The organism is Amnibacterium flavum, from assembly GCF_003097495.1.
In the GTDB taxonomy this organism is placed as follows: domain Bacteria; phylum Actinomycetota; class Actinomycetes; order Actinomycetales; family Microbacteriaceae; genus Naasia; species Naasia flava.
Genome location: NZ_QEOP01000002.1, coordinates 495,787 through 522,144, shown reverse-complemented (window position 1 = coordinate 522,144; position 26,358 = coordinate 495,787). Strand labels below are relative to the sequence as shown.

The 26,358-nt window shown below is 70.4% G+C and carries 23 protein-coding genes; 9 read left to right on the top strand and 14 right to left on the bottom strand.

Annotated features, from left to right (window positions below):
• The first annotated feature begins 1 nt into the window (after position 1).
• On the top strand, positions 2 to 460 hold the full coding sequence (locus DDQ50_RS10120) for a rhodanese-like domain-containing protein (RefSeq protein ID WP_116756613.1): 459 nt from the start codon (positions 2 to 4) through the stop codon (positions 458 to 460).
• Between the two features lie 44 nt (positions 461 to 504).
• Here the strand turns inward: DDQ50_RS10120 and holA are convergent, their stop codons facing one another.
• The 3 genes from holA to DDQ50_RS10105 are packed head-to-tail and all read right to left on the bottom strand — an operon-like array spanning position 505 to position 4,565.
• The gene (gene holA, locus DDQ50_RS10115; protein ID WP_116756612.1) at positions 505 to 1,533 is read right to left on the bottom strand and encodes a DNA polymerase III subunit delta; all 1,029 of its coding nucleotides are present in this window, start codon (positions 1,531 to 1,533) and stop codon (positions 505 to 507) included.
• Positions 1,534 to 1,542: 9 nt separating this feature from the next.
• Positions 1,543 to 3,906 carry a ComEC/Rec2 family competence protein gene (locus tag DDQ50_RS10110; RefSeq protein WP_116756611.1) on the bottom strand — a complete coding sequence of 788 codons (2,364 nt, stop codon included), beginning with the start codon at positions 3,904 to 3,906 and terminating at the stop codon, positions 1,543 to 1,545.
• On the bottom strand, positions 3,903 to 4,565 hold the full coding sequence (locus DDQ50_RS10105; RefSeq protein WP_116756610.1) for a ComEA family DNA-binding protein: 663 nt from the start codon (positions 4,563 to 4,565) through the stop codon (positions 3,903 to 3,905). The genes DDQ50_RS10110 and DDQ50_RS10105 overlap by 4 nt, the downstream gene beginning before the upstream one ends.
• Positions 4,566 to 4,787: 222 nt before the next feature.
• On the opposite strand from DDQ50_RS10105, the gene DDQ50_RS17275 reads away from it, so the two are divergent.
• The 3 genes from DDQ50_RS17275 to DDQ50_RS10095 all read left to right on the top strand — a co-directional run bounded on the left by DDQ50_RS17275 (position 4,788) and on the right by DDQ50_RS10095 (position 8,116).
• Positions 4,788 to 6,320 carry a hypothetical protein gene (locus tag DDQ50_RS17275; protein ID WP_165829776.1) on the top strand — a complete coding sequence of 511 codons (1,533 nt, stop codon included), beginning with the start codon at positions 4,788 to 4,790 and terminating at the stop codon, positions 6,318 to 6,320.
• Between the two features lie 70 nt (positions 6,321 to 6,390).
• A complete protein-coding gene (locus DDQ50_RS10100) occupies positions 6,391 to 7,281 on the top strand; it encodes a DUF4397 domain-containing protein (protein WP_165829775.1) in 891 nt (296 codons plus the stop codon).
• A gap of 64 nt (positions 7,282 to 7,345) precedes the next feature.
• Positions 7,346 to 8,116 (top strand): sortase domain-containing protein, encoded by a 771-nt coding sequence (locus tag DDQ50_RS10095; protein ID WP_116756608.1) that lies wholly within the window; start codon positions 7,346 to 7,348, stop codon positions 8,114 to 8,116.
• A 37-nt stretch (positions 8,117 to 8,153) separates the two neighbouring features.
• Here DDQ50_RS10095 and leuS read toward each other — a convergent pair whose 3' ends face one another.
• The 3 genes from leuS to DDQ50_RS10080 all read right to left on the bottom strand — a co-directional run bounded on the left by leuS (position 8,154) and on the right by DDQ50_RS10080 (position 13,246).
• The gene (gene leuS, locus DDQ50_RS10090) at positions 8,154 to 10,667 is read right to left on the bottom strand and encodes a leucine--tRNA ligase (protein ID WP_377940303.1); all 2,514 of its coding nucleotides are present in this window, start codon (positions 10,665 to 10,667) and stop codon (positions 8,154 to 8,156) included.
• Positions 10,668 to 10,865: 198 nt separating this feature from the next.
• A complete protein-coding gene (locus DDQ50_RS10085; RefSeq protein ID WP_116756606.1) occupies positions 10,866 to 11,819 on the bottom strand; it encodes a ferritin-like domain-containing protein in 954 nt (317 codons plus the stop codon).
• Between the two features lie 185 nt (positions 11,820 to 12,004).
• Complete coding sequence (locus tag DDQ50_RS10080; RefSeq protein WP_116756605.1) at positions 12,005 to 13,246, bottom strand: anthranilate synthase component I family protein; 1,242 nt, start codon at positions 13,244 to 13,246, stop codon at positions 12,005 to 12,007.
• Between the two features lie 11 nt (positions 13,247 to 13,257).
• Here DDQ50_RS10080 and DDQ50_RS10075 point away from each other — a divergent pair, with 11 nt between their 5' ends.
• Positions 13,258 to 14,058, top strand: a complete 801-nt coding sequence (locus DDQ50_RS10075; protein WP_116756604.1) for an aminotransferase class IV — start codon at positions 13,258 to 13,260, stop codon at positions 14,056 to 14,058.
• Here DDQ50_RS10075 and DDQ50_RS10070 read toward each other — a convergent pair.
• Positions 14,038 to 15,309: an APC family permease gene (locus tag DDQ50_RS10070; protein ID WP_116756603.1), complete on the bottom strand. Its 1,272-nt coding sequence runs from the start codon at positions 15,307 to 15,309 to the stop codon at positions 14,038 to 14,040. The two genes, DDQ50_RS10075 and DDQ50_RS10070, sit on opposite strands and share 21 nt — an antisense overlap.
• 137 nt (positions 15,310 to 15,446) lie before the next feature.
• Between DDQ50_RS10070 and DDQ50_RS10065 the strand changes: the two genes are divergently transcribed.
• Complete coding sequence (locus DDQ50_RS10065; RefSeq protein ID WP_165829774.1) at positions 15,447 to 16,106, top strand: DedA family protein; 660 nt, start codon at positions 15,447 to 15,449, stop codon at positions 16,104 to 16,106.
• 91 nt (positions 16,107 to 16,197) lie between these two features.
• Here the strand turns inward: DDQ50_RS10065 and DDQ50_RS10060 are convergent, their stop codons facing one another.
• The 5 genes from DDQ50_RS10060 to DDQ50_RS10040 all read right to left on the bottom strand — a co-directional run bounded on the left by DDQ50_RS10060 (position 16,198) and on the right by DDQ50_RS10040 (position 20,263).
• The gene (locus DDQ50_RS10060) at positions 16,198 to 17,112 is read right to left on the bottom strand and encodes an ABC transporter substrate-binding protein (RefSeq protein WP_116756602.1); all 915 of its coding nucleotides are present in this window, start codon (positions 17,110 to 17,112) and stop codon (positions 16,198 to 16,200) included.
• Positions 17,113 to 17,167: 55 nt separating this feature from the next.
• Positions 17,168 to 17,929, bottom strand: a complete 762-nt coding sequence (locus DDQ50_RS10055) for an ABC transporter permease (protein ID WP_116756601.1) — start codon at positions 17,927 to 17,929, stop codon at positions 17,168 to 17,170.
• Entirely contained in the window at positions 17,926 to 18,618 is a 693-nt protein-coding gene (locus tag DDQ50_RS10050) for an ABC transporter permease (RefSeq protein ID WP_116756600.1), read from the bottom strand. Before DDQ50_RS10050 ends, DDQ50_RS10055 begins: the two co-directional genes overlap by 4 nt.
• Positions 18,615 to 19,496 (bottom strand): ABC transporter ATP-binding protein, encoded by an 882-nt coding sequence (locus tag DDQ50_RS10045; RefSeq protein WP_116756599.1) that lies wholly within the window; start codon positions 19,494 to 19,496, stop codon positions 18,615 to 18,617. Before DDQ50_RS10045 ends, DDQ50_RS10050 begins: the two co-directional genes overlap by 4 nt.
• Positions 19,497 to 19,615: 119 nt before the next feature.
• Positions 19,616 to 20,263, bottom strand: a complete 648-nt coding sequence (locus DDQ50_RS10040; RefSeq protein WP_165829773.1) for a TetR/AcrR family transcriptional regulator — start codon at positions 20,261 to 20,263, stop codon at positions 19,616 to 19,618.
• A gap of 77 nt (positions 20,264 to 20,340) precedes the next feature.
• Between DDQ50_RS10040 and DDQ50_RS10035 the strand changes: the two genes are divergently transcribed.
• Positions 20,341 to 21,108, top strand: coding sequence for an SOS response-associated peptidase (locus DDQ50_RS10035; RefSeq protein ID WP_338065150.1), 768 nt, complete (start codon positions 20,341 to 20,343; stop codon positions 21,106 to 21,108).
• 119 nt (positions 21,109 to 21,227) lie between these two features.
• Positions 21,228 to 22,238, top strand: a complete 1,011-nt coding sequence (locus DDQ50_RS10030) for an App1 family protein (protein WP_116757390.1) — start codon at positions 21,228 to 21,230, stop codon at positions 22,236 to 22,238.
• Between the two features lie 39 nt (positions 22,239 to 22,277).
• Here DDQ50_RS10030 and DDQ50_RS10025 read toward each other — a convergent pair whose 3' ends face one another.
• Positions 22,278 to 23,777 carry an MFS transporter gene (locus DDQ50_RS10025; protein ID WP_116756596.1) on the bottom strand — a complete coding sequence of 500 codons (1,500 nt, stop codon included), beginning with the start codon at positions 23,775 to 23,777 and terminating at the stop codon, positions 22,278 to 22,280.
• Positions 23,778 to 23,895: 118 nt separating this feature from the next.
• Between DDQ50_RS10025 and DDQ50_RS10020 the strand changes: the two genes are divergently transcribed.
• Positions 23,896 to 24,558: a TetR/AcrR family transcriptional regulator gene (locus DDQ50_RS10020; protein ID WP_116756595.1), complete on the top strand. Its 663-nt coding sequence runs from the start codon at positions 23,896 to 23,898 to the stop codon at positions 24,556 to 24,558.
• 325 nt (positions 24,559 to 24,883) lie between these two features.
• On the opposite strand, the gene DDQ50_RS10015 is transcribed toward DDQ50_RS10020, so the two are convergent.
• Entirely contained in the window at positions 24,884 to 26,281 is a 1,398-nt protein-coding gene (locus DDQ50_RS10015; protein ID WP_116756594.1) for a glucose-6-phosphate dehydrogenase, read from the bottom strand.
• Between the last annotated feature and the right edge of the window lie 77 nt (positions 26,282 to 26,358).

The following is a 26,358-nucleotide window of genomic DNA, read 5'->3' as shown; positions in this document are numbered from 1 at the left end:
CATGACCTCCACCACCGCACCGGCCACCATCGACACGTCTGCTGCCCTCGCCCATTTCGCCGCCAAGCTCGCATTCGAGACCGACCCGTCGGATGTCGCATCCGCCCTCGGGGACGCGGATCCCGGATTCGTTCTGGTCGACTCGCGCGGCTCGGCCGCCTGGGCGCAGGGACACCTGCCGGCCGCGGTGCACCTGCCGACGGCACGGATCGCCGCGGAGGCGGCAGCGCTGATCCCCTCCGGAACTCCGGTGGTCGTCTACTGCTGGGGGCCCGGCTGCAACGGTGGGACCAAGGCGGCACTGGAGTTCGCGAAGCTCGGCTACCCGGTTCGCGAGATGATCGGCGGCTTCGAGTACTGGGCCCGTGAGGGCTTCGAGGTCACGACCTCAGGAGGGGTCGATCGGCGCACACCCGACCCCCTCACCGCGCCGAGCTCGCTGCCCGTCTGCGACTGCTGACCGGGGCTCGCTAGCGCTCTGAAGGTTCGGGGCCCGAATACCGCTCAGACCTGGCCGCGGGCCGCGACGATGCGGACCATGCGCTCGAGGGCGTAGAGAGGGTCTCGACCGGCACCCTTGATGCGTTCGTCGGTGTCGGCCAGGACCTCGAAGCAGGTGCCGAGCCCCTGCTCGCTCCAGCCCTCGAGGTCGCGGCGGGCGCGGTCGACCTGCCAGGGGGCGGCTCCGATGGCCGAGGCGATCTGGGCGGATGAGCCGCGCTGGCCCATCACCCGCGCCATGGTGCGGAGCTTCGCTGCGAACGCGGCGACCGTCGGCACCGGATCGGCACCGCTCGCGAGAGCATGCCGGAGCAGGCCGAGAGCCTCGCCGGACCGCCCGGCGATCGCCGAGTCGGCGACCTTGAAGGCGTTGGTCTCGACCCGACCGCCGTAGTACTTGTCGACGGTGGCCTCGGTGATCTCGTCACTGGCGTCGGCGATGAGCTGGCTGCACGCGGTTGCGAGCTCGGCGACATCGCCCGAGAAGGCCGCGAGCAACGCACGCAGAGCTCCGGGGGTGATCCGTCGACCGGCGTTCCGGAACTCCGCGACCGCGAAGTCGTACTTGTCGGAGTCCTTCTTCAGCTCGAGGCAGGCCACCTCGATGGCACCTCCCGCACCGGTGCGGAGGGCGTCGAGCAGCTTCTTGCCGCGCACTCCCCCGGCATGCCTCATCACGACGTACGCGTCGGGTGCGGGAGATTCGAGGTAGCGCAGAGCGTCGGCGAGGAAGTTGTCGTTGCACTTCTCGACGTTCGTGACCCGGATGAGCCGGGGCTCGGCGAACAACGACGGGCTGGCCAGCGAGATGAGCTCGCCGGAGGCGTAGTCGGCAGCGTCGAGGTCGGTGACCTCGAGGCTCGGATCCTCGGCGGTCAGGATGTCGCGCAGCGCCCGGATCGCCCGGTCGGCGAGGAACCCCTCGGTTCCCGAGACGAGGACGATCGGCGCCGGCCGCACCTGATCCCAGGTGAGCGTTCCGGCGCGCGGACCTGCAGCCCGAGCCGGGGCTTTCGTCGTTCGCGCTGCCACCGTCCCACCCTACGGCGAGCCGCCGACGCCCTCGCCGGGGTCGGCGGCGGTTCGGCCTCCCGCGGACCAGGCGACGAGCCGGTGCTCCTCGCCCACCAGTGCGAGGACGGCCGTGCCCGAGCGGTCGGTCCGCAGTGTCGTGGCGCCGAGCGCGTCGAGCATCTCGAGGGCCGACGCGGTCGGATGGCCGTAGGGATTGTCCGCACCGACGGAGACGAGCGCGACCCGTGCCCCGAGCCGCTCGTAGAGTTCGGGGCTCTGATCCGCCGACCCGTGATGGGCGACGCTGACCACGTCGACCCGTCCCAATCGTCCCGAGCGAAGGAGGGCGCGCTGCGCCTCCTCACCGAGATCGCCGAGCACGGCGGCACTCACCCCATCGCCCTGGACCGCGAGGACGACGCTCGCGTCATTGCCGGGAGGCGCGCCCGGCTCGGGCCAGACCACCCGCCAGTCGAGGTCGCCGAGCATGCCCGACTCCCCGGCCACCGTCTCGTGCACCTCGGCTCCCGATCGGCGGAGGGTCTCGACGAGGCGATCGGCGACGGGACCGTCGCTCGGGCCGACGAGCACGGAATCGACCCTCCCCGCCAGCACCCCGGCAGCACCGACGTGATCGCGATCGAAGTGGGTCAGGACGAGCAGGTGGATCCGCTGGACGCCCGCGCCCGCGAGGCACCGTTCGAGAGCTGCCGGGTCGTCGCCGGTGTCGATGAGTGCGACCGAATCATCGCCCCGGATCAAGGCGGCCGCGCCCTGGCCGACATCGCACGACACGACCCACCAATCCGCGGGGCGGGAGAGAGCCGAGCCGAGCGAGATACCGATGAGGGATGCGACGACGCTCGCGGCCACCCCCACGGCGAGAACCGCGACGACTCGGCTCCGACGGCGCACCGCGACCACCACGAGCAGCAGCACCAGAGCCGCCAGTGCGGCACCGACCGCGCCCGGCAACCACGGCAGCCGCGCCGGCACCTGATCGAAGGCGCGCGCGACCGCGGCGATCCAGCTCGAGGGGATCCACGCCAGCCAGCCGACGGCGGCCCCGACGGGCGGCAGGACGGGGAGCAGGAGGGAGGCGAGGAGTCCGGCCACCGTCGCGATCGGCGCCGCGGGCGCGGCCAGCAGATTGGCCGGCACGGAGAGCACGGGCAGGGTCGGATCGAGCAGCACGAGCACCGGCTGGCAGGCCGCCTGCGCTGCTGTCGGAACAGCGATGGCGGCGGCGAGCACCGGTGACATCCCTCGGGAGAGAGCGCGTGTCAGAGCGGGTGCGAGGGTGAGCAGGCCTGCGGTGGCGGCGACCGAGAGGGCGAAGCCGAAATCACGCGCGAGCCACGGATCGAGACTGAGCAGCACGACGACCGTGACCATGAGCGCGGGGAGACCCGCCCCGCGCCGCCCCGACACGGTGGCGACCAGCAGGATCACGGCCATCGCCGCGGCGCGCAGAACGCTCGGCTGCGGGGTGACGATGAGCACGAAGCCGACCAGTGCCGCCCCGGCCAGTACGACCCGGCTGCGGAGTCGGAGACCGAGAGCCGCCGCGAGCGCCATCACCCCGGCCACGACCACCGCGCAGTTCGCCCCGGAGACCGCGGTCAGATGGCTGAGCGACCCGGCGGTCATCGCCGCGTCGAGCGACGGCGTCACGGCTCGGGTGTCGCCGATCGCGAGGCCGGGGAGGAGCAGCCCGCCGTCACCGGGCAGTTCGGAGCTCCAGGCGAGGAAGCCATCGCGCAGTCCCGACGCCCAGGCGACGGGTCCCGTCGGACCCGAGCCGTACTCAGCGTCGCGCGCGAAGACGAGCCAGGCGACGCTGTCCCCTGGGTCTGCGCGCCGGACACTCCCCCGGACCTCGACCCGCGCGCCGATTCCCGACTCGAGCACGACATCGTCGGAGAACAGCAGAACGGGGACGGACGCCGCCCGCTCCCTCCCGTCGATCCGGATTCCGACGAGGGTGCCCGCGACGCGTGGCGAGCCGAACGCGCCAGCCTCGGGGCGCTCGACGGTACCGGTCAACTCGACCGTTCCCGTCATCGACGCCGCTGAGGTCGCGCCCGGATCGAGACCCAGCGCGGTCGGGCTGCGGCGTTCGAGCCCCGCTGCCGTGGCGGTCAGCAGGAGAGCGCACACGGCGAGGAGAACGGTGGCGGCGGCGAGGGCCGGCCCGATCCGCCGCGACCGGAGCGCGACCGTCGCCGCGGCCACCCCGACGACGACCACCCAGGCAGCTACCGGACCGGCAGCGAGATCGGACACCCCGGTCGCTGCGAAAGCGGTGACCCATGCCCCGGTAGCCGCGCCGACGGCACGCGTGTCGCTCGCCGCCGACCAGCCGGTCGTGCGCAACGGCGACGGGGTCACGGCACGACCAGATCGCGCAGCCCCTCGAGGGTCGCCTCGCCGATGCCGGGCACCTCGAGGAGGTCGTCGACGCTCTGGAACCTTCCGCCGGCCTCACGCCAGGCGACGATGCGCGCGGCGAGGGCGGGCCCGATCCGCGGCAGGGTGTCGAGCTGCTCGGCCGTGGCCGACCCGAGGCTGACCGGTCCCGCCCCGATGGCTGCCGCCGGGGCGGGGGGCGCGGCGGCAAGGGGCGTCTCCCCGACGCGCGGCACGACGAGCTGCTCGCCGTCGGCGACGCGGCGGGCGAGGTTCACACCCGCCGGGTCGGCGTCGTCGGCCATGCCTCCCGCGGCGGCGATGGCATCGACGACCCGGGCATCGGCAGCGACCTGGTAGAGCCCCGGAACCCGGACCGCGCCGAGAACGTGCACGAACAGCTCGCCTCCCTCATCACCATCCTGTGTTCGGGCGGCCCTGTCTCCCTCGGGCGCACCGGTCTCGTGAGGGGCGGCTCCCCCGACCTCGACGACCTGCGCGGCGCCCGCGGAACTCGCCGCCGAGATCGCGACGGCCGCCGCTACGGTGACCAGGAGGACGACGATGACGGCCCCGACCGAGATCCGCAGCCGCGGTCGCCGACCCAGCCGGGTGAGGAGATCGGTCGGGTCGTCGGCCATTCGGAGAGGCTAGGTCGGCGGTCCGGCGGCGGTCCGGCGGGCGCTAGGACCGGTGGCGAAGCGGGCCGAACAGAGCTGTGTGGAGGGACAACAAAGCCTGGGTACCACCTCCGAGAACGCCGATTGTCCGCGCGTCGCGACCTAGCCTGAAAGGCAACACCCCGGCCGCTCGACACCCGACGAGCACTGGCGAGGGTGCTGAAGTGCTGGGGAGGGGTGCCGATGAGCCTCGTCGCGCGCCGTTCCGTGCACCGGCAGGACGGCGACCCCGAGGCCGTCGACGCGAACCCGCCCGTCGGCGGGGGCGTCGACGACCAGACCTCTCGGACCGGCGCCGATCCGGCCGGTCCCCGGCAGCGCGTGCGCGCCTCGCCCGGGTCGCGTTCGGGCCCGCGCCGGCCCGGCCGGTCGACCCGGGATGGGGACGACGAGCTCTCTCCCGACTCGCCGCGCGGGAGGCGCAGGGCGGCATCGCGGCATCGTCGATCCCGCAGCCAGCACCTCTCCACCTGGGCGGAGCTCGTCACCCGCTATCTCTTTCCCGGTGCGGTTCTCCTCCTCCTCGCCGGGGTCAGTCTCGGCGCCTGGCTCGTCGCCCCCGAGCACCCCGGCCCACTTCCACCCTGGGCCACCCTCGTCCTGGTCCTCATCCTGGGCCCCGTCGTCTTCGGCGCCTCCCGCCAGTTCGGCCTCAGCTCGGTCGGCGCCCTCCTCGCCTCCGCACTCACGACCTTCCTTCTGACCACGGCCTCGTCCGATGTGATCGGCGTGCCGGAGCATGCCGCGGTCGTCGCCGGACTCCTGGCCGTCTGCCTGTGGCCCGACGGCGAGGCGTCCATCCCTCGCCGCTGGGGCGCCGGCGCTCTGACCGGCGCCGCGATCGCGATCTCACCCCTGGCTCTGATCGCTGCAGTGCTCATCGTCCTCCGGCTCCTGCACCGCCCCGATTCGCGGCGCCGACGGATCCGCGCACTCCTCGCACCGGCGAGCCTCGGTCTCGCGGTCGCGGTGATCGGGATCGTCGCTCTCGCGATCGTCCCCGGCGGCATCGCCTCCACCACCTGGGGCGGGTCGTTCTGGTTCGCAACGGTCGTCGTCTCCGTCGCCCCTGCCATCGGCGTCGCCGCGGGGATCGGAGCCGACGGGGCCCTCGCCGCCATCGGCGGTCGCGACTCCCGCGCACTCATCGCCGGCGTCATCGGATCGCTCACCCTCGGACTCGTGCTCGCGGCGACGCTGGGCGCGACGATCTCCCAGATCCGGGATCGAGTGCTCACCGCCGGACTGGTGACCGCAGCGGAGGCCGTCGACAGCGACTCCGACGACTCGGCAGCAGCCCCGTCCGCCGCACCGTCGCCGACGGTGACAGCCGACGAGGGCACGGCGCGTCGGTCCGACCAGGGGTCCCAGCTGCTCGCCAACCCGCGTCTCACGACGACCCCCGAGAGTCGCCGACTGCTCGAGGACGGGTCGGTCGACCCGCGCATCATGATCGTCCTCGCCCAGCTGCTCACGGCCCACGACCTCACCGTCGCCGACTTCCCGGCCGTCGACGACAGCCCCGCCGCCGCGGGCTCCGTGCGCCGACAGCTCCTGGTGTCCGAGGCCGATGGTGCGGCGCTCGAAACGGGCGGCGGGTCGATCCCCGCCCTCAGCGCCTACCTCTCGGGCCTCTCCGACGAGTTCGCCGTCGAGAGCGTCTCGGTCGACGCCGACGGAGTGCTCGCGACCTTCGCTCCCCCACCCGCCGAATGACCCACCCACCTCCCCCACCCACTCGGATCCCGATGACAGAACGCACCCGCGCAGAGAAGGAGCAGCACAGATGATCTCCAGCACGCCACTCGTCAGAGCCGTGGGGGCCGCCGCCGCGGTCGCGGCCCTCGTCTTCGCCCCCGCCGCTGCCGCGTCGGCCACTACGGCGGACACCGGATACGTTCGGGTCGCGCACCTCTCGCCCGACACCCTCCAGGTGGACATCTCACTGTCGGCCCTCGCCGGCGGCACGGTGCTCTACTCGCTGACCGGGGTGGGCTACGGCGGGGTGTCCAACTACATGGCCCTCGATCCCGGCACCTACGCCATCGCGATGCGCCCCGCGGGCGCCGACCCCGCCTCCGCCCCCGTCGTCGAGGCCTCCATCGATGTGACCGCCGGCGCCGCGGCCACGGTCATCGCCATGGGCCTGAACCAGGACCTCGAGACCACCGTGATCGATGACGACCTCTCGACCCCTCCCGCGGACACCGCCCGGGTCCGCGTCTTCCAGGCGTCCGTCGACTCCGACGAGGTCGATGTCTCGACGGAGGACGGAACCGAGCTGGCCTCGGCCGCTCGATTCGGCGATGTCGGCGACTACGTCGACGTGCCCGCGGGCGACACCTCGTTCTCCCTCGTCTCCGGCACCACCGAGGACCTCGACTCGGCCGCTCTCGCTGCCGGCACGGCGCAGACGCTCTTCGTGCTCGATGACTCGGCCGGCGCCCTCACGGTCGTACCGGCGATCGACAGCGCCGCGGTGGTCCAGGCTCCGGTCGGCGGCGTGGAGACGGGAGGCGGTGCACTCGCCTCCGAGCAGCAGCAGGCGCAGATCGTGACGCTCGCCGGGGTCGCCGGGATCGCGGCCATCGCCCTCATCGCGGTCGGGATCCGTTCGCGTCGGCAGGGGGTCGCCGCACGCGCAGCCGATCAGGCCCGGGTCGGCGACCGCGTCTGACCCGACGTCTCCGGGGACGGACCGGTCCGTTCCGTCCCCGCCACCAGCGGAGGGATCCGAGCAGATGACCGAGAAGCGCGCACCACGGCACCGCGGCCGCTGGACGCCATTGCGGTCGCGTGCGCGGCGCACCACCGAGCAGGCCGTCGCGGGCGCCATCGTCCTGCTCGCCGTCGTAGCCGTCACGGTCGACCAGATGGCCGGAGCGACGGACGACGCGGCCGCGGCTCGACTCACGGCCGCCGACCTCGCGGAGGCCGACCTCGCGGCGTCGGACCCGATCACGTTCTCCGAGGATCCGGCGGACCTCTCGGCCGCAAGCGTTCGTGCGTCGGCCCTGCAGGATCCACGGCCGGTCGTGTCGGGTCCCTCTGCCACGCTGACCCCGGCTCACCTGCGGATCGAGAGCATCGGAGTCGATGTCGACCTGACCCAGCTGAACCGGCGCACGGATGGTTCGCTCGAGCCGCCGACGGGGCTCATGGAGGCGGGCTGGTACACCGACAGCGCCGTTCCCGGCGCGGTCGGCCCCGCCGTCATCGCGGGACATGTCGACGACACCGAGGATGCGGGCATCTTCTCGCGACTGCACGAGGTCGCGCCGGGCACGGAGATCGTGATCACTCTGAGCGACGGCACCCAGGAGGTCTTCACGGCCGATTCAACGGCCGATGTGGCGAAGGCCGCGTTCCCGACCGACGCCGTCTACGGTCCCACCCGCACGCCTCAGCTGCGGCTCATCACCTGCAACGGCCCGTACGACTTCAACTCGATGCACTACAGCAACAATCTCGTGCTGTTCGCATCAGGTCAGCAGGGCGGTGCGGAGCGCTGAAGGCCGACGAGCCTTCAGCGCTGCCGCCCGACACGTCTCAGGAGACGGGCTTCGTCGCGATGTTCACCAGCCGCGGCGCGCGCACGATCACGTTCACGACCTCGCGGTCGCCGATCGACCGGGTCACGGCGACCGAGGCGCGGGCGAGCTTCTCCAGCTCCTCGCCACCGATCTTCGGAGAGACCTCGAGACGGTCTCGGACCTTGCCGTCGACCTGCATGATCGCGGTGACCGACTCGTCGACGAGCAGCGTCGGATCGGGCTTGCGCCAGCCGTAGAGGGCGACCGACGGCGGGTAGCCGAGGATCTCCCACATCTCCTCCGCGGTGTACGGGGTGAAGAGGCTGAGCGTCAGAGCGATCGCCTCGGCCGCCTCGCGGACGGCGGGATCTGTGGGGCCCGCACCCGAGTCGATGACCTTGCGGGTCGCGTTCGTCAGCTCCATGATCCGGGCGACGAGCACGTTGAACTTGAACGCCTCGATCAGGCCCGGGGCATCGGCCCACAGACGGTGGGTCTGGCGGCGCAACCTGTCGTCGCCGTTCTTCCAGACCACGTCGGGCGAGCTGTCCACGTCGCGGGCGACGCGCAGCGCACGGGCGAGGAACTTGGCGGACCCGGCGGGTGACACGTCGGCCCAGTCGATGTCGTCCTCGGGAGGGCCGGCGAAGGCCATCGTGAGGCGGACCGCGTCGACGCCGAACTCGTCGAGCTGGTCGGAGAGGCGGACCAGGTTGCCCTTGGACTTCGACATCGCCGAGCCGTCCATCAGCACCATGCCCTGGTTGAGCAGCGCGGTGAAGGGCTCGGTGAAGTTCACGTAGCCCATGTCGAACAGCACCTTGGTGATGAAACGGGCGTAGAGCAGATGCAGGATCGCGTGGGTGACACCGCCGACGTACTGGTCGACGGGGGCCCACTTGTCGACCTCGGACGGGTCGAACGCCTTGTCGGGGTCGTTCGGCGACAGGAAGCGCAGGAAGTACCAGGAGCTGTCGACGAAGGTGTCCATCGTGTCGGTGTCGCGGCGAACCGGCTTGCCGTCGATCTCGGTCTGCACCCATTCGGTCGCTCCGCCGAGCGGCGAGGTCCCCTTCGGCTTGAGGTCGAGTCCCTCGCTCGGCGGCAGGGCGACGGGGAGCTGATCCTCGGGGACGGGGATCTCGTTGCCGTCCTCGTCGTAGACGATCGGGATGGGCGTGCCCCAGTAGCGCTGGCGGGAGATGAGCCAGTCGCGCAGGCGGTAGTTCTTGGCCTTGCGGCCGACGCCCTGCGCCTCGAGGTGGGCGATGACGCGCGCGATGGCGTTGACCTTGCTGAAGCCGTTGAACTGACCTGAGTTGATCAGGCGGCCCTCGCCGGACAGGGCGACGCCGGTGGTACCGGGATCCATCTCGTCGAGCACGGGCAGCTCGCCGTCCTCGGGGATGATCCGGATCGCACCGGTCACCGGCTGCGTCGTGTCGACGACGACGCGGACCGGCAGGTCGAACGCGCGGGCGAAGTCGAGGTCGCGCTGGTCATGGGCCGGCACCGCCATGATGGCGCCCTGCCCATAGTCGCTCAGCACGTAGTCGGCGGCCCAGATGGGGAGCCGCTCCCCGTTCAGCGGGTTGATCGCGTAACGGCCGGTGAAGACACCGGTCTTCTCGCGGTCGACGGTGAGGCGCTCGATCTCGGTCGACTTCTGCACGCGCTGCAGGTAGTCCTGGAATCGTTCGCGGATCTCGGCGTCGTCGCTGCCCGCGACGAGCTCGGCGGCGAGGTCGGAGTCGGGGGCGACGACCATGAAGGTCGCGCCGTACAGGGTGTCGGGGCGCGTCGTGTAGACGGTCACGGGCTCGGTGCGACCCTCGACGGCGAAGTCGATGTCAGCACCTGTCGAACGGCCGATCCAGTTGCGCTGCATCGCGATGACCTTCGACGGCCACGACCCCTCGAGCTGGTTGAGGTCGTCGAGCAGACGGTCGGCGTAGGCGGTGATGCGCAGGTACCACTGCGTCAGCTTCTTCTTGACGACGATCGCACCGGAGCGCTCGGAGGTGCCGTCGGGCAGGACCTGCTCGTTGGCGAGGACGGTCTGGTCGACCGGGTCCCAGTTGACCCAGCTGTCCTTGCGGTAGGCGAGGCCTCGCTCGTACATCTTGAGAAACAGCCACTGGTTCCACTTGTAGTACTCGGGATCACTGGTGTGCAGGACGCGATCCCAGTCGAAGCTCGGCGCGTACCGCCGCATCGACTCGCGCTGCTGCGCGATGTTCGCGTAGGTCCACTCCCGGGGGTCGACTCCGCGTTTGATGGCGGCGTTCTCGGCGGGGAGGCCGAAGGAGTCCCAGCCGATCGGGTGCAGCACGTTGAAGCCCTGCTGGCGCCAGTAGCGCGCGATGACATCACCGAGGGCGTACGCCTCGGCGTGCCCCATGTGCAGGTCGCCCGACGGGTACGGGAACATGTCGAGGATGTACTTGCGGGGGCGGCTGTCGCCGGACGCGGCCGTTGCAGTGGCGAACGGCTTGGTCTCCTCCCAGACCCGCTGCCATTTGTCCTGCACTTCGGAGAAGCCGGCGACGCCGGGCTCGTCTCTGTCGGGGCCGGGGGTGAGTGACACGCTTTATCTCTACTCTCGCAAGGGATCGGCCCAGGGTGGCTCGGGCCAACAAGCAAGCGTAGTCCTCGCCGCGCGGACCCCGCCTCGTGACGACCGATGCCCTGGGCGGTTCGCCCAGGGCATCGGTCCGTTCGCTTCTGACTACGCGCTGGCCGCGGAGAGGTTCAGCTCGCCGTTGACACCGGCGGGGAAGAACCCGCCCGATGTCACCGACTTCGGGTTGAGGTACACGATGTTCAGGACCTGGCCGGGTGAACGGCTGAACGCGATGGAGTTCGCGTCGGCCGGCACGATGTTGGACTTCGAGGTGCTGCCGACGCCCTGGTCGAGATCGGTCGAGCCGTCGAGGCTGTCCCGCGCGTTCGACAGCGCGTCGGCCGCCGTGTAGACCGCGGGAACGGCGAAGCCCGCGGCGTACAGCGTCGCCCGGATCGCGCCCGCGTGGTACGCCTCGACCGCGAGGATGCCCGCGGCGGCTTCCAGGTAGGTCTTGTTCGCGATGAACGGCGACGCGCCCTTGTACGCCGTGACTCCGACGTCCTCGAAGAGGAAGGCGGCGAGGAGGAAGTTGTTCTCGTTCGCGTACGGGTCGAAGGTCTGGCCGGGCTTGATGATGCCCGCCGCCGTCGCCGCTGCCGTGAAGCTGGCGTCGAGCGAGATGGCGGGGCGCGACACCGCTGCGACTCCGAGCTGACCGCGCAGGAAGGCGACGTGCGCCTTCTCATCGGCGGCGATCTCCTCGGCGACGCGACGGACGCCCGCCGTCTTGAACGGGACGGCGCGGCCGCCCGTCACCTCGCCGCGGGTCCCCGCTCCGGTGGTGAGGTCGTCGGACAGGCCGGAACCGGTGACGGCCCGGAGGTAGAACTCCGCCTCGAGGTACTCGAGGTTGAGCGCGAAGTTGAGCACCGAGGCATCGCTGGGGCCGCCCGTCGGCGCGTCACCCGGAGCCGCCATGGCGGGAGCGGAAGTGGCGAGCATGGCGGTCGCGGCACCGGCGCCGGCGATACCCGCCATCGTGAGCAGCTTGCGGCGGTCGAGCTTGGTCTCGCCGCTGCGGCGCGCGGCGTCGACGATGAATTGCTGATCGAACATGGGACTCCAGTCATCGGGGGTAGGTGATGAAACAGGTGAGAGTGGTTCGAGTCCCAGTTCGCGACCGCTCGGCCTGCCGTGAGCCAACCACGCGGGCACGGCCCGTCACAAGAGGGCGAACCTGGCAAACCGCCCGGCTTCCCCGAATCCCAGCCCAAGAGTGCCGCGCGGACGGAAGGGCGGCCTCACTCGGACGCGGAGACGGCTCCGAGAGCGGCCAGCAGGGGTGCGGCCTTGATCCGGACCTCGGCGAGTTCCCGTTCGGGGACGGAGAGCGCCGTGATGCCGCCTCCCGCACCGACCGTGGCGCCTCCCCCTCGGAAGACGATGCTGCGGATGGTCATCGCGAGGTCGATCGAACCGTCGGCGCCGATGAGGCCGAAAGCGCCCGAGTAGAGGCCGCGAGGCCCCTCCTCGAATGCCCGCAGCAGGTCCATCGCGCTCCGCTTCGGCGCTCCCGTCATCGATCCGGCCGGGAACAGCGAGTCGATGGCGTCCGCTCCCGTCATGCCGGCCCGGAGCGACGCCTCGACGGTGCTGACCAGTTGGTGGACCTGCGGGTAGCTCTCGACCTCGAGCAAGCGTGCGACCCGGACGGTGCCGAGCTCGGCGATGCGACTGAGGTCGTTGCGCACGAGGTCGACGATCATCAGGTTCTCGGCCCGCTCCTTCTCGTCGGCGGCCAGCTCGACGGCGAGCGCGGCGTCGTGCACCGGGTCGGCCGATCGCGCCCGGGTGCCCTTGATCGGGCTGCTCGTGATCACCCCGTCGGCGTCGAGGGTGAGGAAGCTCTCGGGCGACGCACTGGCGAGGGTGGTGTCGCCGAGTCGGAGGAATCCGGCGTGGTGGGTCGGGCTCAGCGCGGCGAGCCGACGGTAGACCTGCCACGCGTCGGGCGAGCGGTCGACGGTGGCGGTGTTGGTGAGGCACAGCTGGTAGGCGTCGCCGCGTCGGATGGCGGCCTGGCAGCGGGCGATCAGATCGAGGTAGTGGTGGTCGTCGTGACGCCACCGCGCGAGGGTCGGAGGGATGGACGGTGCCGGGTCGCGTGTCGTGCCGGCCGCCCCGTCATCGATCGCCGCGGTCACCTGGGCACGCCACAGCTCATCCCCGCGGACGACGACGGATCGCGTGCGGTGGTCGAAGCCGATCGACCGCGTCACTCCGAGGAACCGGGCTCCGCCCTCGTAGTCGAGCCATCCCATCCAGGCGGGCTCCCCCGGGCGGGTGGGGTCGAGCGGGACAGCCGGGACGTGGTCGACGACCTCGTGGCCGAAGCCGAGGTGACTCATGCCCGAGCCGTCGCTGGAGTGCAGGAGGACGACCTGATCGGGCGGATCCGCAAGCAGTTCGACGGCGGTGAGCGGGTCGAGCCACCTCGGCTCGCCTCCCGTCGGGGCGGAGCTCGTCGCACCGGGTCGCCGCATACGCTAACCCTATGAGCGATGCCGACCACGACGAGGTGCCACTGGCGCCTCTCCGCTGGCGTGCCGGCGCACTGGAGCCGGTCGACGGGTGCGAGAACACGGTGTCGCGCGTGGCCGCCGCCGACTCCTGGTTCGTGACCGAGGGGCGCGCCCGCGGTCTCGAGCTGCATCGTCAGCGCTTCGAGCGGGCGCTGCCGGCGGAGCTGCGCGGCGACGCAGCTCCGTTCTGGGATGCGGCGATCGCGACCCTCCCCCGCACCGGCGACTGGTTCCCTCGGGTCGAGGCCAGAACCGCCTCGGGTCGCGCCGAACTGCGGCTGCTGATGCGCCCCGCACCCGCGATCCGCAGCGCCGCACGGGTGGTGTCCCATCACGGGGCCGACCCCCGCCGTTCGCCGACGATCAAAGGTCCCGACCTCGAGACGATGCTGCGCGTGCGCAGCGAGGGGCAGCGGCGGGGCGCCGATGAGGTCATCATCACCTCCCCCGAGGGCTACGTCGTCGAGGGCGCGTACAGCGCGGTGGCCTGGTGGCGCGGAGACATCCTGGCCTTCCCGGCGGACGACCTCGAACGCGTCGATTCGGTGACGGCCCGCAGTCTCGAGACCCTCGCCGTCGCGCTCGGCGTCGACACGGTGCGCGAGCACACGACGGCCAGCGAACTCGAGGGGCATGAGGTGTGGATCCTCAACGCCCTGCACGGCATCCGCATCGTCACCGCGTGGGTGGACGGACCGAGCGTCGCTGAGCAGCCCGGCCGTCGCTCGCTGTGGGCACGTCGCCTCGACGCGCTACGACGACCGCTCCCCTGACCGCGCCCTGACTCTCACGGCGACCAATCGCACCAGCAGGCCCAGCGCGACGACGATCAGCCCTCCGACGACGGAGGCCACGGGAAGAGCGGCCGCGAGGACGACGCAGCCGACGGCACCGAGCACGGCCACAGCGCGGGGTGCAAGGCGGTCGCCTCGGTCCTGGGTGAACGCGGAGAGGTTCGCGACGAGGTAGTAGAGCAGGACCCCGAATGAGGAGAAGCCGATCGCCGAACGGAGGTCGACGGTCAGGACCAGCACGACGACCACCGCGGTCACGACGAGCTCGGCATTCCGAGGCGTGCCGTGCCGGTTCGATACGCCCGCGAGGAATCGCGGCAGGTCACCCTCGCGTCCCATCGCCAGCGCGGTGCGCGACACACCCGCCGTCAGCGCGAGGAGCGCACCGAGACACGCGATGGCGGCGCCGATCCGCACGACGACGACCGCGTCCGGCCACGGGGTGAGCGCGACGACCGCGGCGAGGGGCGCTGAGGACCCGGCGAGGCCGCCCTCTCCGAGGACCGTCACCAGGGTGGCGCCCACCACGGCGTAGATGACGAGGACGGCCCCCAGCGCGATGAGTATCGCGCGCGGGATCGTGCGCCGCGGGTCGCGCACCTCCTCCCCGAGAGTCGCGATGCGCGCGTATCCGGCGAAGGCGAAGAACAGCAGGCCCGCCGCCTGCAGCACTCCGTAGACCGACGACCCGCCCGAGACCAGGTCGCCCGCTTCGGAGGGTCTTCCCGCCCAGCCGAGGCCGCTCGCCACCACGAAGACGAGGACGGCGAGCACGGCGAGCACGAGGATCCGCGCGACCCGCGCGGTCCGGGTGACCCCGAGCACGCTCACCCCGCCGATGACCAGCATGGCGACAGCTGCCGCAGGTCTCTGCCATTCCTGCGGCACCGCGTAGGCGGCGAACGTCAGCGCCATCGCCGCGCAGCTGGCGGTCTTGCCGATCACGAAGCTCCACCCCGCGAGGTGGCCCCACCACGGTCCGAGACGCTCGCGGCCGTAGACGTAGGTCCCGCCAGAGGTCGGGTACTGCGCCGCGAGGCTCGCGGACGAGATCGCGTTCGTCGTCGCGACCACTGCCGCGATCGCCAGCGCGATGAGGAGCGCACCGCCCGCTGACGCCGCGGCAGGGGCGAATGCCGAGAAGATGCCGGCACCGATCATCGACGCCAGACCGATCCACACGGCATCGGCCGTGCCGAGTCGGCGGGCGAGTGGGGTGGAGCCGGTCACGGCGCGGACTCTAGCGGAGCGCGGTGAACCGGAGGCGGACGCGAGCACCCCAACCGTGCGACGGCCGGACGAGCCGGCGGAGGAGGCATGCCGAAGCTCACGGTTCACGTAGGGGCCCGGCCCCTAATGTGGATGCTGTGAACGACGTTCTCGACGCGGTGCTGCAGACGGTCGACGATGTCGATCCGGTGCTCCGCACCCTTCTCTCCGGGCTGGCGATGTTCCTCGAGACGTCGATCCTGATCGGACTGATCGTTCCAGGCGACACGATCGTGATCGTCTCCGCGACCGGGGTGGCCAACCCGTTCGAGTACTGGTCGCTGATCGTCGTGGTCATCATCGGCTCGCTCGCGGGCGAGAGCGTCGGATTCCTGCTCGGCCGCTACTTCGGCCCCCGCCTCCGCGCGAGTCGTCTGGGGGCGCGCATCGGCCACCGCAACTGGGAACGCGCGGAGCACTATCTCGCGCGGCGCGGCGGGCCCGCGGTGTTCATCAGCCGGTTCCTCCCCGTCCTGCACGCGCTCATCCCCCTGACGGTCGGCATGAGTCCGATGAGCTACCGCCGGTTCATCTCCTGGACCGCCCCCGCGTGCACGGTGTGGGCGTTCGCCTACATCTCGGTCGCGGCTGCCGCCGCCGAGGGCTACCGCTCACTCGCCGACCGGCTGCACTACGCCGGCTACCTGTTCGTCGGCGCCATCGTCCTGTTCCTGCTCGTCGCGGCGCTCATCCGCTGGCTTCTGCACCGGCGCGAACTGCGGCACATGAACCGCGCCGACGACCCCGGGGAGCACTGACGACTCCGCCGAAACGACGAACTGCCCGATTCGGGCAGTTCCCGACGAGCGGGAGTGCCTGAACCGGGCAGTTCGATTCAGCGGGGACGACTCAGCTGAGGAACCCGTTGTCGGTCAGCCACTTCGTGGCGATGACATCGGAGGACTCCTGGTCGTCGACGCTCAGCACGTTGAGGGCGACGAGTCCCTCGGGCGTGAGAGCGGCGTCGATCGGGTTGAGCACCTCGGCCAGCTCGTCGGCCAGATCGGCGTTCACGAGGGGGACGACGTTCGAGGCGAGGAACAGGCCCTCGGGGTCCTCGAGGGTGACGAGGTCGTTGGACGCGATCCGCGGGTCGGCGCTGTAGACGTTCGCGATGTTGATCGTGCCGGCGACGAGGGCGTCGACGGTCGTGTCACCGGTGGCGTTGAACGAGACCGTCACGCCGTACACGTCCTTCAGACCGGTGGGTCCGTAGGGGCGCTCCTCGAGCTCGGCGTTGCCGCCGAGGATGAGGTCGGGGACGTTCGCGAGGTCCGCGATCGACGTCAGCGAGTTGGCCTCGGCGAACGCCGCGGTCACGTTGTACGAGTCCTGGTCGGTCGCGGGCGACTGGTCGAGGACGGCGAGGCCGTCGGGCAGCGCGTCCTGGAGGGCCGCGTAGACCTCGTCGGACTGGGTCGCCGTGGCGGTGTCGTCGTAGAACTGGAGGAGGTTTCCTGTGTACTCGGGGATGAGGTCCACCTCGCCGTCCTCGAGCGCGGGCAGGTAGGCGTCGCGCTGGCCGATCTGGAACTGGCGGTCGACCGTGTAACCGGCGTTCTCCAGAGCCTGTGCGTAGATCTCGGCGATGATCTCGTTCGAGTAGTAGGCCTGCGAGCCGACGACGATGGTGTCGCTGTCGGAGTCGCTGCCACCCGATCCGCTGTCGAGGGGATCACCCGAGGCGCACCCTGTGAGGGCCAATGCCGCCCCGACCGCGACTGCCGTGATGGCGAGCCGGCCCTTGTTCCTTGCTGTGAACATGTTCTTCTCTCTTCTTGGTGGTTCCCGGTGCCCGGGAAATCTGGGGTGGCGCCAGTCAACGCCCAGCCGCCGACACGCCCTGAGCTACTCCGCCCGCCTTCTGGGCCTCGATGGGAGCCTTTGCCTCCGACGCGATCCGACCTCCCCGGGCGCCTCTCACGCCCTTGGGGACCGCGAAGTGCTCGAGCAGGCCGAACAGCGCGTCGAGCAGCAGCGCCAGCACAACGACGACGATCGCGCCGCCGAGGGTCTGCGGGTAGTTCCGGGTCTGGATGCCCTGGAGGATGTCGAAGCCGAGCCCGCCGAGACCGACGTAGGCCGCGAGCGTCGCCGTCGCCACGATCTGCAGCAGACCGCTGCGCAGCCCCGAGATCAGCAGCGGCAGGCCGAGCGGGATCTCGACCTTGGTGAGGATCTGCCATTCGGTCATGCCGACCGATCGCGCCGCGTCGATCGTGCGCCGGTCCACGCTCTCGAGCCCCGCGTAGGCGCCCGCGAGGATCGACGGGATCGCGAGGATCACCAGCGCCGCCGTCACCGACGGGCCGATCTGCAGCACGCCGACGAGGATGACGAGGAGCAGGATGAGGCCGAACGACGGCAGCGCCCGAGCAGCGCCCGAGATCGCCACTGCGACCTCGCGCCCCTTGCCGGTGTGTCCGATCAGATAGCCGAGCGGGATCGCGATGATCGAGGCGATCACGAACGCGATGACCGTGAAGAAGAGGTGCTGTCCGATGCGCTCCGGGATCGAGTCGGCCCCGGTCCACTGCTCGGGTGCGAACAGCCAGCCGAATGCGTCGAGGAAGAGGTTCATGCGGATGCACCCCCGACCGCTGCGTCACGGGGACGGGCTCTGCGAGAGACCGACCGGGTGGCCCGCGCCCACGGCATCAGGGCTCGGCCGAGCAGCGCGAGCAGCAGGTCGACGAGCAACGCGATGACCATCGTCATCACGACACCGGTGAGGATCTCCTCGGTGATACGGCGCTGGAACCCGTTGGTGAAGAGGTAGCCGAGGCTCTGCACGCCGACCAGGATCCCGACGGTGACGAGCGCGATGGTGCTCACCGCGACGACGCGGAGACCGGCCAGCATGACGGGACCGGCGAGCGGGAACTCCACGGCCCAGAAGCGTCTCCAGCTCGAGTAGCCGACCGCGGTCGCGGCCTGCCTGACGCCGGGATCGACCGACGCGAAGGCATCCGCGACCGATCGCGCCATGATGGCGACGGCGTAGATCGTCAAGGCGATGATGAGGTTCGTCTCGCTCAGAACCGAGATGCCGGTGATGGCCGGGAGGACGACGAAGAGCGCCAGCGACGGGATCGTGTACAGCAGCCCCGCCACGGTGAGCAGGATGCCGCGGGTGACGCGATAACGGTAGGCGACGAAGCCCAGCGGCACGGAGATGACGAAGCCGAGAACGATCGGGATGACCGCGAGCCGCAGATGCTGAACGGTCAGTTCGAGAACCAGGTCGAGGTTGTTCGACAGCCAGTTCACGACGCTCGTTCACCCTGCGCCGCGGGGGCACCCGAGGCGGTGAGAGCCTCGGCCTTGTCGGGGGCGGGGACGAGCCGGCCGGCGGGCCGCCCGTCGGAGTCGACGAGGACGTCGCGTCCGTCGACGGAGACGACGTGGAGGGCGCGCTTGCCGCGGTCCGCTCCCACGAACTCGGCCACGAAATCGTTCGCGGGCGCGGCGAGGATCTCGGCCGGAGTGCCCTTCTGGGCGATGATGCCGCCCTTCTGGAGGATGACGACCTGGTCGCCGAGGAGGAACGCCTCGTCGATGTCGTGAGTGACGAAGACGACGGTCTTGTCGAGGTCGCGCTGCAGCCTCAGCGTCTCGCGCTGCAGCTCGGTGCGCACGATCGGGTCGACGGCGCCGAAGGGCTCGTCCATGAGGAGGATGTTGGGGTCGGCTGCGAGACCGCGGGCGACCCCGACGCGCTGCTGCTGACCGCCCGAGAGCTGGTTGGGGTAGCGATCGGCGAGGGATCGGTCGAGGCCCACGGTGTCGAGCAGCTCGAGCGCGCGGGCGCGGGACTCCGACTTCGACACCCCGTTGAGGCGGGGCACCGTCGCGACGTTGTCGACGACCTTGCGGTGCGGGAGCAGGCCCGAATTCTGCATGACGTACCCGATGCTGCGGCGGAGCGCCACCGGCGGACGGTTCGCGATGTCGTCCCCGTCGATCAGGATCGAGCCGGACGTCGGGTCGACCATGCGGTTCACCATGCGCAGCAGGGTGGTCTTGCCGCAGCCGGAGGATCCGACCAGCACGGTGATGCTGCGCGAGGGGATCGTCAGTTCGAAGTTCTCGACCGCGAGGGTGCCGTCGTCGAACCTCTTCGACACCGAGCGGAACTCGATCGACATTCGGCCGCTCTCTCCTTGTGGTGCCCCGGCGACGAGGTCGTCAGCGGGTGGACCGCCTGCGACTCAATCACTGTTCGGAGCTCATCGCCCGACGGTTTGCCGCGCGTCGCGGAACAGTATCAAACGGATCTGCTGGAGTGCCCTGCGAGGTAACCTGCCGCAACAGTCCTCGCCTCCTCGATGAACCGTGGGTCTCCATCCGGGTCCGAGACGAAGGCGCGGTGGACGAGGACCTCGCACATCGCAAGCGCGACCTGCAGCTGGAAGGCGAGGTCGTCGAATGCGAGGTCGGGCTCGTGCCGACGCAGGAGCTCGCCGAGCTGGCGGGCGAGAGCCGACTCGGTCGTCTCTACACCGCCGGTGACCCTCGCCTCGACGGTGTCGCCGAAGCGGAGCACCCGGTATCCGGGCTCGTTGCGGGAGAAGTCGACGAGGGTCGCCACGATGATGTCGACGAGCTGGCCCAGCGTGAGGTCGCCGCGGTCGTCGAACTCCTGCTCCAGCTTGATGAGGAAGCGGGAGAGAGCCCTGTTGGCCAGCCCCTCGATTACCGCGACGCGGTCGGGGAAGTAGCGGTACACGGTGCCGATGGACGCACCGGCGCGGTCGGCCACCATCGCCGTGGTCAGGCGCTCGGGGCCCACCTCGTCGACGACTGCCGCGGCGGAGTCGAGGAGGGTCGAGAGACGAGCCGCGCTCCGCGCCTGGACCGGCTCGTTCCGCAGCCGGGACTCCGCACTCGAACTCCTGGCGTCGCCGATCAGCACGCTGTCTCCTCTTCTATCCTGGGTGACCTTATCCGGCGCCCCCAGCCGGGGGCAAACTCATCGGTCCACCCGGCGCAATGTCAGAGGTGACGTGCAGAATCGGCTCCATGTGCGGACGATATGTTTCCTCCAAAGCCGTCGGCGATATCGTGACGTTCTTCGACGTCGAGCGCGTCGGCGAAGAGCTGGCCTCGCCCTCGTGGAACGTCGCACCCACCGTGCCCATCAACATCGTCCTCGACTCGATTCCCAAGGACAGGGCCGCCGAAGGCGACGCGTCGACCGTCCGGAGGCTCGAGGCGGCCCGCTGGGGCCTCGTACCGCCGTGGGCGAAGGACATCGCCGTCGGCGCGCGCATGTTCAACGCCCGGATCGAGGAGGCGGCGGACAAATCCGCGTTCCGCACTGCCGTCAAGAAGCGTCGGGCCGCGATCCCCGCGTCGGGGTACTACGAGTGGCAGAAGCTGGCCGACGGCTCGAAGGCCCCGTTCTTCATCTCTCCCGACGGCGACGATTCGCTCTTCGCATTCGCCGGCCTCTACGAGTGGTGGCGCAATCCCGCGGCGGCCGACGACGCCCCCGACCGCTGGGTCCTCTCGGCGACGATCCTCACCCAGGACTCCGTCGGTCCGCTCGCCGAGATCCACGACCGCATGCCCGTCGTCCTCGAGCCCGACGCACTCGACCACTGGCTCGACCCGCACGTCGAGGGCGACGCCGACCTCCTCGACGACATCGCAGGAGCGAGCGTCGACATGATCGAGACCTTCGAGCTGAGGCCCGTGGGCCGCGAGGTCGGCAACGTGCGCAACGACTCACCGGCTCTCATCGAACCGCTCGCCTGACCGGCGCAACACGCTCCGTGCCGCCGCGCCGTGCCACCCCGACCCGAGAACTGCCCAGCCCATAGGGTGGACGCGTGACGGCATCCCGCAAGCAGCGAAGCGAAGCCACCGGAGCGGTGATGCCCATCCTGCATCGGGCCGCTCGGATCGAGGATCGGATCCAGGAGTTCCGGGAGCAGCGGGCGCGCAAGCGCGGGCTGCTCCCGACGGTCATCCCCTACGCCGGGTACGGCGCCCCCGGCTGGGTCCGCGTCCTCGGCCGCGTGATGCTCACCCGCGAACCCCGCTCCTCCCGGCCCAGTGTGCGCGGATGGCGCAGCTTCACGAGTGTCGCCGTCAATGACGTCAACGTCATCGTCACCATCGGCAAGACCGAGCATCGGGTGCACGCCGATCGCGGCGGGGTGATCGATGTGCGACTCAAGTCGCGCCTCTCCCCCGGCTGGCGCACGGTCACGATCCGCAGCGATGACCCCGAGAGCGCCGACGGGCCCGCGGTCGAGGCTCCGGTCTACATCGTCGACGGCGACGCGCACTTCGGCATTGTGTCCGACATCGACGACACCGTCATGGTCACGGCCCTGCCGCGGCCGTTCCTGGCGGCCTGGAACACGTTCGTCCTCGACGAGCACGCCCGCACCCCGACACCGGGCATGGCGGTGCTGTACGACCGGCTGACCAAGGCGAACCCCGGCACGACGACCATCTACCTCTCCACCGGGGCGTGGAATGTGGCCCCTACGCTGTCGCGCTTCCTCGGCCGCAACCTCTACCCGCGCGGCCCGCTGCTGCTGACCGATTGGGGCCCCACCCACGACCGCATCTTCCGGAGCGGCCGCCAGCACAAGGTCGAAAGCCTCGCACGGCTCGCGACCGAGTTCCCCGACGTCAAATGGCTGCTGATCGGCGACGACGGGCAGCACGACGAGGAGATCTACGGCGAGTTCGCGCTCGCGCATCCCGACAAGGTGCGTGCGGTCGCGATCCGGCAGCTGTCCTCCGGTGAGGCGGTCCTCGCCGGTGGTCGCACGAAAGCCGAGGACTACAGTTCACGCACCGAGGTGCCGTGGATCTACGGTCCCGACGGCGCGGCGATCGCCTCCGAGCTGGAGCGCATCGGCGTCCTCTGAGCCCGACACCGGGCGGTACTGGCTGTCGCGGCGCCCCGACTACTGAGCAGGAGCCCCGAGCTCGTCGAAGTCGTCGACACCGGCAGCAGCCGCCTCACGGCGACGGGCGCGCAACGACGGTGCGATGAGCGCGGCAAGGATCGCCAGCACGCCGACACCGGCCGAGGCCCAGAACCCGATGGTGAACGCATCGTCCGTCGGAGCTCCCTGAGCGGTCACGTTGGACGAGATGAGCGCGGCGATGACAGCCGTTCCGATGCTGCTGCCGATGGTGCGGATGACGGTGTTGGCGCTGATCGCCTCGCCTGTCTGCGCGGCCGGGACGCTCTCGACGATCGCGTTCGAGGTCGCGGCCAGCGCCATGCCGATACCGATTCCGGTGAGGACGCCGCTGAGCAGGATCTGCCACTCCTCCGCGTGGCCGAGGGCCGGGATCAGGAAGGCGGCGGTCACGGCGACGCCTCCGGCGATCATCGGGATCTTCGGCCCGATCCGGCGGATCAGGATTCCGGCGACGACGCCCGAGATCACCATGGCGACGACCGTCGGCAGCAGGTAGAGGCCGGCCTCGCTCACGCTCTTGCCGAACCCGTAGCCGAGCACGCTCGGCAGCTGCAGCAGGGTGGGCACGAGGATGAAGGTGCCGAACATCGCGAACCCGAACGCCAGCGCGACGATGTGAGCCGTCCACACCCCGCGGTGTCGGAACAGGCTCATGTCGATGAGGGGTTCCTTGACGCGGAGTTCGACGAAGACGAAGACGATGAGGGCGATGCCGCCGAACACGAGGAGCCCAACGGTCTTCACGTCGCCCCAGCCCCACTTCTGCCCCTCGCCGATGGCGAGGAGGAGCGCCACGAGCCCGAGGGAAAGGATCGCGGTGCCGACCAGGTCGAGGCGGCCGGGCGTGCGCACGGGCGATTCGGGGATCCCGAAGATCGCCCCCAGAAGGGCGATCGCCACGAGAACGGCGGGCAGCCAGAACAGCCAGTGCCAGGACAGCGCCTCGACGATCGGGCCGGCGGTCACGATGCCGACACCCGCGCCGATGCCGAAGATCGCCGACAGCAGACCGATGGTGACGCTGACGCGCTCCTTCGGCAGTTCATCGCGCACGATGCCGATCGAGAGCGGCATCACCGCGCCCGCGGCCCCCTGGAGGACGCGACCCACGATCAGCACGCCGAGGTTCGGAGCGAGCGCCGCGAGGACCGTGCCGGCGAGCAGCAGCGCCAGCACGACGATGATGACCCTGCGCTTGCCGACCATGTCGCCGAGGCGACCGAGGATGGGGGTCAGCACCGAGGCGGACAGCAGATACGCCGTCAGCACCCAGCTCGCGTCGGTGGTCTCGACCCCGAGATCCGAACCGATCGTTCCGAGGGCCGGTGCGACCAGCGACTGCAGCACGGCGAAGGAGAGACCGCCGAGCGAGAGGAACAGCACGATCGCGACTCCGCGCGATCCCGCCGCCTTCGCAGCCGGACCGGCCTGGGCCGGAACCGAACCCGTAGCGGGGCTCTGACGGGTCGCTGACATGGCTCTCCTCGATGTAAACAAACGCTGACTTGACGAGTGTTCCCCACTCGTTGCCCTATGTCAACATTCGTTTACTTGGCGCGTCGCCGCCGCTACAGTGGCCCGCGGAGGGTGAGACATGAGCGAACCGACACCGTCGTCGACAGTGCAGCACGACGACCTCGAGGACTCCCCCGACGACGAACTGGTGCGGTCGGGGCGGGACGCCGCGCTCACGCGGCGAGCCCTGGTCCGAGCCGCACGACGCCGCTTCGCGACGGAGGGGTACCGGGCGACGACGGTGCGCGAGATCGCGGCGGACGCCGGCGTGAACGTCGCGCTGATCAACCGGTACTTCACCTCGAAAGAGGGGCTGTTCGCGGCGTGCATGATCCGCACGTCCGACGAACTGGACATCCGGACGCCGGATCGCCCCTCGGATCTCGACGGCGTGATCGATCGGCTCGTCGCTCACGTGGTGCTCGCCCCTGACAGCGATGATCCGCTGCAGCTGCTCCTGCTGCTGCGCTCATCCGGCGACGAGAACGCCGACCTCATCCGCCGGAACACGCTGGAGCACTTCACCCGCAAGCTCGCGGCCGCCGCCGGTTGGAACGCCGACGACCCCGGCACCGCCCCCGTCCTGCTGCGGGCTCAGCTCGCGATCGCCACCTCGCTCGGTGTCGTCATGCTCCGCACCTCGGCGGCGGTGCAGCCCGTCGCGTCCGCCGACATCGACGAGCTGACGGACGCCTTGCGAGACATCTTCAGAGCACTCCTCACCCCCCGCCCCACGAAGTGAGCGCAGCGAAATGAAGGGACCCGCCCATTGAGCCTGTCGAAATGAAGGCGCTCGTTTCGCTCCGCTCAACGGGCAAGGTAAGCGCTCGTTTCGACGAGCTCAACGAGCGGAAAGAACGACCCGCCCATTGAGCGCAGCGAAATGAAAGGCCCGCCCATTGAGCGCAGCGAAATGAAGGGGCTCGTTTCGCTCCGCTCAACGGGCGAGGTAAGCGCTCGTTTCGCCTCACTCAACGGGCGAGGTACGCGCGCGTTTCGACGAGCTCAATGGGCGGTGGCGGCGGCCCGCCCATTGAGCGCAGCGAAATGAAGGGGTGCGGAGGGGCTCAGCTCCAGGACGACGGGCCCTTCGAGCCCGCCCGGTAGTCGTCCAGGGGAACCTCGCCCGCACGCCACGCCTTGATGACCGGGGCGATGATGCGCCAGCACTGCTCGGCGATGTCGCCGCGCACCGACAGCGTCGGGTCGCTCGACAGCAGGCCGCGCAGCACCTCGCCGTACTCGGTGAGCTCCTGCGCAGGCATCTCGGTCTCCAACGCACCCGGTGCGAGGCGGAACGGGTCGCTCTCCCCGTTGACGGCGAGGTGGAGTTCGAACGACTGCGGCTTGAGGCCGACGATGAACCGCTCGGGAGCCCGGGTGCCGGTGAGCCCGCGCGGCACGAAGCGCGGCTTGCGGAACACGATCTCGACCTGGCGTCGCGGCTCGCCGATCGCCTTGCCCGAACGCAGGATGAACGGAGTACCCGCCCAACGACGCGTCTTGACCTCGACGGCGATCTCCGCCAGCGTCTCGGTCTCCCGCGCCGGGTCCACCCCCTCCTCGTCCACGTAGGAGGGAAGCGAGCGTCCGTCGATCTTGCCGGCCGTGTAACGGGCGCGACGGGACGGCTGATCAGTTCCCGGCAGCACCGGTTCACCCGACCAGATCGAGGTGGCGTTCAGCACCTGGGCGGTCGCCGAACGGAAGTCCTCCTCGTCGATCGAGGCGGGCGCCTCCATGGCGACGATCGAGAGCACCTGGAGCAGATGCGACTGCAGCATGTCGATGAGGGCGCCGGCCTCGTCGTAGTAGGCGGCGCGACCCTCGAGCCCGAGCTGCTCGTCGTAGGTGATCTCGACGCGCTCGATGTCGTCGGAGTTCCAGACGGGCTCGAACGTGCGCCCGGCGAAGCGGATGCCCAGCAGACCCAGCACGGTCGGCTCGCCGAGGAAGTGGTCGATGCGGTGCACCTGCCGTTCGGGCACCAGCTTCGCGATCCGTCGGTTCAATGCCGCGGCGGAGCGCGCGTCGGAGCCGAACGGCTTCTCGAGGGCGAGGATCGTGCCCTCCGGCAGCTCGACGTCCTTAAGCGCATCGATCGCCTTCTCGACCACGGCCGGCGGCAGCGCGAAGTAGAGCACGGGGACGCCCACGACGCTCTTCAGCACGTTCGCGAGGTCGTCGCTCTTCGACGGGTCGCCGCGGATGTACTCCGCTTTTCCGGCTAGCCGGTCGGCGTCCTTCGCGGTCGCGCCGCCTTCGGCGATTCCGTCGCGCACGACCTGCTTCCACCAGTCGCTGTCGTGCTCCGACCGCGAGGTGCCGATGATGGTGAGGTCTCCGGCGAGCTGCGAGTCCTTATCGCGCGACGAGGCGAGCAGGCTGCCGAGCCCGGGGAGGAGGAGCCTCTTCGTGAGGTCGCCGCTCGCGCCGAGGATGATGAGGGTGCCGACGTCGGTCATGGTGCGAGCCTAGAACCCCATCCTGCGCGGCCGCGTCAGGCCCGCGGCCGGAGGATTCCACGCCGCGAATGGTCTGA

What these genes read in the sequence shown, in the direction of transcription:
- DDQ50_RS10030 (WP_116757390.1), top strand. Translation starts at nt 21,228, where the DNA reads ATGCCCATCCTGCATCGGGCCGCTCGGATCGAGGATCGGATCCAGGAG.
- DDQ50_RS10020 (WP_116756595.1), top strand. Translation starts at nt 23,896, where the DNA reads ATGAGCGAACCGACACCGTCGTCGACAGTGCAGCACGACGACCTCGAG.
- DDQ50_RS10120 (WP_116756613.1), top strand. Translation starts at nt 2, where the DNA reads ATGACCTCCACCACCGCACCGGCCACCATCGACACGTCTGCTGCCCTC.
- DDQ50_RS10015 (WP_116756594.1), bottom strand. Translation starts at nt 26,281, where the DNA reads ATGACCGACGTCGGCACCCTCATCATCCTCGGCGCGAGCGGCGACCTC.
- DDQ50_RS10060 (WP_116756602.1), bottom strand. Translation starts at nt 17,112, where the DNA reads ATGTTCACAGCAAGGAACAAGGGCCGGCTCGCCATCACGGCAGTCGCG.
- DDQ50_RS10085 (WP_116756606.1), bottom strand. Translation starts at nt 11,819, where the DNA reads ATGTTCGATCAGCAATTCATCGTCGACGCCGCGCGCCGCAGCGGCGAG.
- DDQ50_RS10080 (WP_116756605.1), bottom strand. Translation starts at nt 13,246, where the DNA reads ATGCGGCGACCCGGTGCGACGAGCTCCGCCCCGACGGGAGGCGAGCCG.
- DDQ50_RS10075 (WP_116756604.1), top strand. Translation starts at nt 13,258, where the DNA reads ATGAGCGATGCCGACCACGACGAGGTGCCACTGGCGCCTCTCCGCTGG.
- DDQ50_RS17275 (WP_165829776.1), top strand. Translation starts at nt 4,788, where the DNA reads ATGAGCCTCGTCGCGCGCCGTTCCGTGCACCGGCAGGACGGCGACCCC.
- DDQ50_RS10100 (WP_165829775.1), top strand. Translation starts at nt 6,391, where the DNA reads ATGATCTCCAGCACGCCACTCGTCAGAGCCGTGGGGGCCGCCGCCGCG.
- DDQ50_RS10095 (WP_116756608.1), top strand. Translation starts at nt 7,346, where the DNA reads ATGACCGAGAAGCGCGCACCACGGCACCGCGGCCGCTGGACGCCATTG.
- DDQ50_RS10025 (WP_116756596.1), bottom strand. Translation starts at nt 23,777, where the DNA reads ATGTCAGCGACCCGTCAGAGCCCCGCTACGGGTTCGGTTCCGGCCCAG.
- DDQ50_RS10055 (WP_116756601.1), bottom strand. Translation starts at nt 17,929, where the DNA reads ATGAACCTCTTCCTCGACGCATTCGGCTGGCTGTTCGCACCCGAGCAG.
- DDQ50_RS10045 (WP_116756599.1), bottom strand. Translation starts at nt 19,496, where the DNA reads ATGTCGATCGAGTTCCGCTCGGTGTCGAAGAGGTTCGACGACGGCACC.
- DDQ50_RS10035 (WP_338065150.1), top strand. Translation starts at nt 20,341, where the DNA reads ATGTCAGAGGTGACGTGCAGAATCGGCTCCATGTGCGGACGATATGTT.
- DDQ50_RS10105 (WP_116756610.1), bottom strand. Translation starts at nt 4,565, where the DNA reads ATGGCCGACGACCCGACCGATCTCCTCACCCGGCTGGGTCGGCGACCG.